A 7,497-nucleotide genomic window follows, 5' to 3' on the forward strand; every position below is an offset into this window, starting at 1 on the left:
AAGAGCGTGCCTGCTCTGCTGCTCGAATCCGACACGCCGAACTGGTTCGACCCCTACCCGGCGGTGCAATGGGGCGAGTTCAAAGACTGGCAGTCGGTGGCGCGCTGGGCGGTGCCGTACTACCGCGTGCCGGCGCAGCTCAGCCCCGCGCTGCAGGCCGAGGCCGACCGCATCGCCAAGGCCCACGCGACCCCGCAAGCGCGCCTGCTGGCCACGCTCAAGTTCGTGCAGAGCGAGATCCGCTACCTGGGCGTGGAGATCGGCCCGGGCTCACACGCCCCCAGCTCGCCGCAGCAGGTGTTGGAGCGCCGCTTTGGCGATTGCAAGGACAAGTCGCTGCTGACCATGACCTTGCTGCGAGCGCTGGGCATCGAGGCGCACGCAGCGCTGGTCCACACATCGCTGCGCCGCGGCATCCGCGACCAGCAACCCACGCCCTATGCCTTCAACCATGTGCTCGTTCGGGCCAGCCTCGAGGGCAAGCACTACTGGATCGACCCGACCCGCGCGCCACAGAAGGGCGACCTGGCGCACCTGTTCCAGCCCGACTACGAGGCCGCGCTGGTGATCGACGACTCGACCCAGTCGCTGGTCGGCATGGCCAACGACAGCAGCAAGCTCGCCAAGCGCAGCATCCATACCCTGTACGAGGCACAAAGCGGCTTCGACCAGCCGGTGCGCTACACCGTGACCACCGTCGTGCAAGGCGCGAGCGCCGAGGCGCTTCGCAGCACGCTCGCCACCGAAAACCGCGAAGACCTGCAAAAGCGCTACCTGAATTTTTATGCGCGCTACTACCCCAAGCTCACGCTGGCCGCGCCCATGAGCGTGAAGGAAGACGAAACCGAAAACCGGCTGACACTCACCGAGCACTACCTCATCGACGAGTTCTGGAAGCGCGCCGAAGCGCGCAAGCGCCTCGAAGCCAGCATCCACGCGCCGGAGCTCGACGAATACCTGCGCGGCCCGCGCGAATCCATCCGCACCAGCCCACTGGCGCTGGCCCACCCGGTGAGCCTCACCCACACCACCGAGGTGCGCCTGCCGGAAGCCTGGGACACCAAGACCGAAACCATCCGGGTCGACGACGCAAGCTTCGAGTTCGAGCGGCACAAGTCCGAGAAGGACAAGGTGCTGGTGATGGTCGACAGCTTCCGCTCTCGCGCCGACCACGTGGCACCTGCCGATACCGCCGGCTACGCCGCCAGCCTCGACCGTGCGCGCAACGCCACCGATTACACGCTCTACCTCAGTGACGGCAGCTCGGCCCCCGCCCCTCTCAGCGGCCTGGAGCGCTTCAACTGGTCGGTGGCCATGCTCGGCGCCCTGCTGCTCGCCGGCTTCACCTGGCTGGCCCTCAAGCTGTACCGCCGCGACCCGCCCGCGGTGCCTCACGCGCCTTTCAACAGCAGCTTGAAGGGCATCGGCGGGTGGCTGCTGCTACCGGCCTTGGGAGCGGTCCTGGTGCCGATCCGGTTGCTGATGGAACTCAGCCAGCTGCTGCCCTCGTACGCGGCAGACACCTGGTCGCAGCTCACCACCGTGGGTTCGTCGGCCTACCACGCGTTGTGGGCGCCGGTGCTGCTGTTCGAGCTGGCGGCCCACCTCGGCCTACTGGTGTTTTCGCTGCTGCTGATGACGATGTTCTTCCAGAAACGGCGCGGCGTTCCGCGCTTGTACATCACGGTGCTCGTGGCCAGCGTCGCGATCCAGTTCATCGACATGGGCCTGGCGCACCTCATCCCCGCGGCCGCCAAAGCTGTCACCAGCAAGGAATGGGGCGAGCTGGCGCGCGGCGTGTTGGGTGCTGCCATCTGGGGCAGTTACTTCCACGTGTCTGAGCGCGTCAAGGCCACCTTCGTCAACGGCCGCGAGCCCCTCGCTGCGCCCCGCTTCGAGGCCACGCAGCCCATGGCCACCGGGGGCGCAACGTGATGAGCCCGTGGGCAAACCTGCTCATCTTCTGCGCCGGCACCGCCTTCTTCGCCTACGTCTCGCGGCGCGCGCTGCTCAACCCGCGCTCGCACGGCTTCTACCGCTTCATCGCCTGGGAATGCATGCTGGCCCTGGTGCTGCGCAACTTCCCCATGTGGACGGTCGACCCGTTCTCGCCACGGCAGATCGTGTCGTGGCTGCTGCTCGCCAGCTCCATCGTGCTGGCGGTGCACGCCGTGCAACTGCTGAAGAAGATCGGCCGGCCCGGCAACGAGCGGCAAGACGCCGAGCTGTTTGCCTTCGAAAAAACCTCGCAGCTCGTGACCAGCGGACTCTTCCGCTACATCCGCCACCCGATGTATGCCGCCCTGCTCTACCTGGCCTGGGGTGCCTGGTTGAAAGACATCGCGGTCGCGAGCAGCGCGCTGGTGGGTGTGGCGAGCGTGGCGCTGTTCATCACCGCGCTGCGCGACGAGGCCGAGTGCCTGCAGCACTTTGGTTCGGCCTATGCCGAGTACATGAAATCGAGCAAGCGCTTCGTGCCGTTCGTTGTTTGAGATGCGGAATGGCCTTGCGGCCTGAACTCACAGCGGCTCGAAGCCGGCCTCCAGCGGAGTGACCACCGAGACGAACACCAGCGGAATGTCGCCATCGTTCAAAACGCCGTGAACTTCTCCAACGTGGGCAACCACCACGTCGCCCGCCGTGATGCATTGCGAAGCCCCGTTGGCCTCCAGCAGGTAGCTTCCGCGCCCCGACAAGATCGTCCATGTGTCTTGACCCTGCGGGTGCACATGAGCGGCGATGCGCTGCCCTGGGCTGATGTGCCAGGCCACGATCGTGGCCTGCTCAGACTGGGTCACGACCGACCGAATCGGCTCGGAGTCGCTCGGTTGCATGAAGGCGGCACTGGCGAAGATTCGGGCGGTATTCATTTTTCACAGCTGTGGTTGCGGCATTGAGCCCGACAGCAAGAATCGCACCTCTCGCGAGGCGAACCTCACGAGCTTGCACGCCGATCACCTGCCGCAGAACGCTCGCACATCGCTTTGTGCAACCTGACGGTCGTAGGCGTCAGTCGGAGCGCCGTTTCCGTGCTGGACGGCGCCACTGAGCACAGCGCGAGCCAGCTTGCACTTTGACGCGTCGGTTTCGACGGCGTCGCTGCGCGAAACCGGAGCCGCCGGTGAAACTGCAGGCCTCGTGTCGGCAGGGTTCTGTGCCACTGGGGGCTTGGCGGGTTTTTCTTGCTCGGAGCTGCGTGAACCACCCGAGACAGAGGAGGAAGCCGAAGGCCCTGGCGCCGAGATTTTCAGCTGCTCGGCCTTTGTCTTCCCTGTTGATTCATTTCGCTGCGAGTAGTGCGTCCGGCCCTTCTCATCGACCCATTTGTACAGCTCGGCGCCGTTCGCCGAAAGCGCACACAGCCACACCACGGTGGCCACCGAAAGGTTGATGGGATGCGCTGAAAGTCTCATGGGATGGGCCGGGAAGTGATGCGTGGATCGGGTGGCGAAGTATGGCTGCAGAGGCGGTTGACAGCTTCTACGCCCTCGCCGCCGCAGGCCACCCCACCCGTGCGGCGCGACCCAGGCTGGCCTTGACGACCGCTCGGTGGAACGGGGCAATGAGAAAAATGTAGGCACGCCCCAGGCGGTTGTGGCACCGCACGACGGTTGAAACCACCAGTTGACGGCTGGCCTCGGGCGCGGCGGCAGGCTCACAAAAGACCGACACCCTGAAATCGAGGTGCTTGTCGTCTTCTCCCACGATGATCTCGCTCTCGCTCAGGCTGTAGACCTTGAAGATGCCCAGCCGTTGCGCCTTGGCGCTGCCAGCGAGTGAGGCCAGATGTTTGCCCGTCTTGAGACCAAAGCCCGCCACCAGCAGGTCTCGCAGTTTCATGAGCGAACCCACCCACGCCGGTTGGTGCAAAAAGAGGAAGCGGGCCAACGCATCGGGGTCGCTGGATGCGCCGGCTGGCAGCCGGACCGCAAACGCATCGGCGAGGTTCACCGACGGGTAGACGTGCGTGATCGCAGAGCCCGCCGGGAGAGCCACGGCCGTGACCGTGCTGAAGCCGCTAGGCATGGGCAGCGGCATAGGCGCGCTCCCTCTGCACGGCAGACAGCACGCTGGCCTCGACCTTCGGCGTACCTGCTGGCGCGTTGAAGAATGGCGTTTGCCTGTAAGCGCCATTCACGCCGCTCAGCATGACGCGGGGCATGAAGCCCATCAACGCGGTGATGGTGCTGAAGGTCATGGCGGGTGGCGCCTCTTTGGCGCCGCCTGTGTTCACACGCATCTGCAGCCGGGGAAACGCACGTTCATAGGACGCCGGGTCGGCCTTCAAGCAGGTATGGAGCAGCCCCACATAAGCGACCTTCCAGCTTCTTGTGGTGTTGCCGATGGGCGTGTTGCAGCACTTGGCATACCAGCGCAACAGCCCCTTCTCAGACAAAGACAGGCATGCAAGGTGCTGCGTGCCGCCCGTCAAGGTGACATGCTGGGCCTGCGTGGCCACGAACTCGACGCCACCGAGGGAATCATGTGCCACCGCTTCCTGGCCGAGGTGGTGCGAGTAGGCGCGGCAGTCCTTGCAGTAACAAACACCTCGAAGCGCCCGCTCGGTGTGGCTGACCTCACCATGCAGCGCGCCACATTGGCATTGACGACGATGGTTCATGCAGGGTTCCTGTCAGCCCAAGCTCGGGCGATGGTATTTCACCGAAACAGCCTCAAGCGTGCTTGCCTTTGTTCAGCGTGATGCGCTGAATGAAGGAGCCCAGGTCGTGCATCGATGAGCGCAAGGCCAGATCCCTGCGCTGTGGCTGGGGTGCCGGCGATTCCTGGGCCGCCAGTCGCGCTGCATGGCGGCGCTGTGCCTTCACCATCATGGTGGCAAACGAAAACACCTTGGGGGCCGTCATGTCTGCGCCCCTTGCAGGTTGAGGCGGGCCTGCAACGCCGCCAGGGCATTGGCCAAGGCCGCTGCGGCACCGGCTGACGACACATCGGCCTGCGCCAAGCTCGGCTCGCCATCGCCGCTTTCGACCACCGTCACCGTGCAGTGGACATGCGGGGCTCCGTTGTCGGCTTGCGAGATTTCGGCCGCATGTGCGGCCACCACACCGCAGGTGACACTGAGCGCGATGCCACGCGCATGGCCTTCGGGCAGCGTGCGGCTCCAGCCGACCGTGCGGGCCGCTTCATCGAGCACGCCGCGCAGGCGCGGGCTGTCGGCCAGCAACTCGCGCCGGTACTGCACCGGGTCGCGCCATGCGGCACGCGCCAGCTGGTCAATGAAACACTCTCTGAAGAAGGTCGCTGCTTCACGCTCGCTCAGGTGCATCGGGCGGGTCGGGTGGGCGGGGCTCAACACGTTCATGGCAACTCCGGGCAATTCACACACAGCCCCGATGCTGCGCACACGGCGTTAAAAAGTTATTAATGCGACCGAGGCACACTCACGGCCATGCAACTGCTTCTGGTCGAAGACGACACCATGCTGGCCCAGGCCCTGGCCACCGGGCTCACGCGCGCGGGTTATCGCGTCGACCATGCGGCCGACGCGCCCGCCGCACGCCTGGCCTTGTGCGACCACGCCTATGCGGCGGTGTTGCTGGACCTCGGCCTGCCCGGCGGTTCGGGGTTGTCGGTGCTCAAGGGGATGCGCGACCGTTACGACACCACGCCGGTGATCATCCTCACCGCGCGCGACCAGCTGAGCGACCGCATCGCCGGCCTCGACGCCGGTGCCGACGACTACCTCGTCAAGCCCTTCCAGCCCGACGAGCTGGCGGCCCGGCTGCGCGCACTGCTGCGCCGCGCGCAGGGGCGTGTGTCGCCGGTGCTGGAGGCACGCAGCATCCGGCTCGACCCGGCCACCCGCCGCGTGACACGCGACGACGTGCCGGTGTCGCTGAGCCTGCACGAATACCGCACCCTGCTCGCGCTGATGGAGCGCAACGGGCGTGTCGTCACCCGCCCACAGCTCGAAGAAGCGGTCTACGGCGGCGAGAGCGCCATCGAGAGCAACACCGTGGCGGTCTACGTGCACCAGCTGCGCAGAAAACTCGGCGACGACCTCATCACCACGGTTCACGGCCATGGCTACCGTCTGGGCGAGGGTCGCCCATGAAACTCATCCGCGCCCGCTCGCTGCGTGTTCGCCTGCTGATTGCCATCAACCTGGCCGTACTCGGTTTTTCGCTCACCTGGTTTGGCTGCCAGGCCATGCTGATGTCGAACCAGCACACCGGCCGCTGGGACGCATCGATGCAGGCAGTGGGTCAGCAGGTGCTGTTGTCGATGCCCGAGGTGCTGCCCGCGGGATCGAGCGAGCCGGCCTACAGTTTGCCGACAGAAACCAACGTGCGGCCGGTGTTGATGAGCTACCAGGTGTGGCTGCGCAACGGCCGCTCGGTGCTGCGATCGACCGGATCGCCGCTCACGCCGTGGGTGCCGCTCAGTTTCGACAAGCCCGAAGCCTTCCACATGGTCACCATCGACGGGGTCGACTGGCGCATCTACACGCTCAGCGACGCCAGCGGCCAGATCCAGGTGCAGATCGGCAAGTCGCAACCCCAGCTGCTGAGCCTGCTGCACCTGTGGCTGGGCACCAGCGTGGGCACGGTGTTGCTGTTGATGGCGCTGCTGGGCGTGGTCACCTGGTTCATCATCTGCTGGTCGATCGCACCGGTGCAGGCAGCACAAGCCGCCTTGCGCGAGCGCTCGCCGCTCGACATGAGCCCGCTGCCGGCCGATGACCTGCCCACCGAAGTGAAACCTCTGGTCGAGGCCTTCAACGCGCTGCTGCTACGCCTGGAGTCGGCGCTGCAAGGCGAGCGCCGTTTTCTGGCCGATGCCGCCCACGAGCTGCGCACGCCGCTGGCCGTGTTGATGGCGCAGGCGCAGCTGGTGCAATCGGCCACCACGCTCGAAGAAAGCCACCACTCGCTCGCACCGCTGATCTGCGGCATCGAGCGCAGCGCACGCCTGACCGAGCAGCTGCTCGACCTGGCGCGGCTCGACGCGGTCGCCTCGCCCCACACGCAGACCACGGTGGCCTTGCACGAGATCGTGTCGCTGGTGGTGCGCGACTATGACAACTCCGCACAGACCGCCGGCCAGCGGGTGCAACTGCATGCCGAGCCTTGCCACGCGCGGGTGGACGTCGACGCGGTGGGCATGCTGCTGCGCAACCTGCTCGACAACGCGCTGCGTTACGCCGGCGCGGGCGCACGCATCGAGGTGGTGTGCCGTGAGCAGGCCGGCTCGGCCGTGGTGCTGAGCGTGCGCGACGACGGCCCGGGGGTGCCTGTGGCTGAACACGAGCGCATCTTCGATCGTTTCTACCGCGTGCCCGGCACGCCGGGGCGCGGCAGCGGCATCGGCTTGTCGCTGGTGGCGCGCATCGCCACGCTGCACGCGGCCACGCTCGAGGTGAGCGACGGGTTGGGCGGGCGAGGCTTTGGCATCACGCTGCGCTTTGCCGCAGCGCGAGTTTCAATGCCGCATGAACCGCGTCCCCACGACGCACCGCGGCCCGCCGCAGCGCGC

Annotated in this window: 10 protein-coding genes; 4 read left to right on the top strand and 6 right to left on the bottom strand. The window is 66.3% G+C overall.

Going from position 1 to position 7,497, the window contains the following annotated elements; translation table 11 throughout:
* Both RMO40_RS24625 and RMO40_RS24630 read left to right on the top strand, forming a co-directional pair.
* A partial coding sequence (locus RMO40_RS24625; protein WP_309726457.1) for a DUF2569 family protein occupies nucleotides 1-1,935 on the top strand: 1,935 nt, incomplete at its 5' end.
* Nucleotides 1,935-2,492 (top strand): methyltransferase, encoded by a 558-nt coding sequence (locus RMO40_RS24630; protein WP_309726459.1) that lies wholly within the window; start codon nucleotides 1,935-1,937, stop codon nucleotides 2,490-2,492. The genes RMO40_RS24625 and RMO40_RS24630, both read left to right, overlap by 1 nt.
* Before the next feature lie 27 nt (nucleotides 2,493-2,519).
* Here the strand turns inward: RMO40_RS24630 and RMO40_RS24635 are convergent, their stop codons facing one another.
* The 6 genes from RMO40_RS24635 to RMO40_RS24660 form a co-directional block, all read right to left on the bottom strand.
* Nucleotides 2,520-2,870, bottom strand: a complete 351-nt coding sequence (locus RMO40_RS24635) for a cupin domain-containing protein (RefSeq protein WP_309726461.1) — start codon at nucleotides 2,868-2,870, stop codon at nucleotides 2,520-2,522.
* Nucleotides 2,871-2,954: 84 nt separating this feature from the next.
* Complete coding sequence (locus RMO40_RS24640; protein WP_309726463.1) at nucleotides 2,955-3,413, bottom strand: DUF4124 domain-containing protein; 459 nt, start codon at nucleotides 3,411-3,413, stop codon at nucleotides 2,955-2,957.
* Between the two features lie 67 nt (nucleotides 3,414-3,480).
* Nucleotides 3,481-4,038, bottom strand: coding sequence for a DUF2867 domain-containing protein (locus RMO40_RS24645; RefSeq protein WP_309726465.1), 558 nt, complete (start codon nucleotides 4,036-4,038; stop codon nucleotides 3,481-3,483).
* Entirely contained in the window at nucleotides 4,019-4,621 is a 603-nt protein-coding gene (locus tag RMO40_RS24650; protein ID WP_309726467.1) for a DUF6151 family protein, read from the bottom strand. The genes RMO40_RS24645 and RMO40_RS24650 overlap by 20 nt, the downstream gene beginning before the upstream one ends.
* A gap of 52 nt (nucleotides 4,622-4,673) precedes the next feature.
* Nucleotides 4,674-4,865: a hypothetical protein gene (locus RMO40_RS24655; protein ID WP_309726470.1), complete on the bottom strand. Its 192-nt coding sequence runs from the start codon at nucleotides 4,863-4,865 to the stop codon at nucleotides 4,674-4,676.
* Nucleotides 4,862-5,323 carry a hypothetical protein gene (locus RMO40_RS24660; protein ID WP_309726472.1) on the bottom strand — a complete coding sequence of 154 codons (462 nt, stop codon included), beginning with the start codon at nucleotides 5,321-5,323 and terminating at the stop codon, nucleotides 4,862-4,864. Before RMO40_RS24660 ends, RMO40_RS24655 begins: the two co-directional genes overlap by 4 nt.
* An 87-nt stretch (nucleotides 5,324-5,410) precedes the next feature.
* Between RMO40_RS24660 and RMO40_RS24665 the strand changes: the two genes are divergently transcribed.
* Entirely contained in the window at nucleotides 5,411-6,076 is a 666-nt protein-coding gene (locus tag RMO40_RS24665; RefSeq protein ID WP_309726474.1) for a response regulator, read from the top strand.
* Nucleotides 6,073-7,497 (top strand): ATP-binding protein (locus RMO40_RS24670; RefSeq protein WP_309726476.1); only part of this gene is annotated, 1,425 nt, incomplete at its 3' end. The genes RMO40_RS24665 and RMO40_RS24670, both read left to right, overlap by 4 nt.

Source organism: Rhizobacter sp. (assembly GCF_031412075.1).
Taxonomy (GTDB): domain Bacteria; phylum Pseudomonadota; class Gammaproteobacteria; order Burkholderiales; family Burkholderiaceae_C; genus Rhizobacter.

Excerpts from the sequence above, each read along its gene's own strand:
- RMO40_RS24660 (WP_309726472.1), bottom strand. The coding sequence starts at position 5,323 with ATGAACGTGTTGAGCCCCGCCCACCCGACCCGCCCGATGCACCTGAGC.
- RMO40_RS24635 (WP_309726461.1), bottom strand. The coding sequence starts at position 2,870 with ATGAATACCGCCCGAATCTTCGCCAGTGCCGCCTTCATGCAACCGAGC.
- RMO40_RS24665 (WP_309726474.1), top strand. The coding sequence starts at position 5,411 with ATGCAACTGCTTCTGGTCGAAGACGACACCATGCTGGCCCAGGCCCTG.
- RMO40_RS24650 (WP_309726467.1), bottom strand. The coding sequence starts at position 4,621 with ATGAACCATCGTCGTCAATGCCAATGTGGCGCGCTGCATGGTGAGGTC.
- RMO40_RS24645 (WP_309726465.1), bottom strand. The coding sequence starts at position 4,038 with ATGCCGCTGCCCATGCCTAGCGGCTTCAGCACGGTCACGGCCGTGGCT.
- RMO40_RS24630 (WP_309726459.1), top strand. The coding sequence starts at position 1,935 with ATGAGCCCGTGGGCAAACCTGCTCATCTTCTGCGCCGGCACCGCCTTC.
- RMO40_RS24655 (WP_309726470.1), bottom strand. The coding sequence starts at position 4,865 with ATGACGGCCCCCAAGGTGTTTTCGTTTGCCACCATGATGGTGAAGGCA.
- RMO40_RS24640 (WP_309726463.1), bottom strand. The coding sequence starts at position 3,413 with ATGAGACTTTCAGCGCATCCCATCAACCTTTCGGTGGCCACCGTGGTG.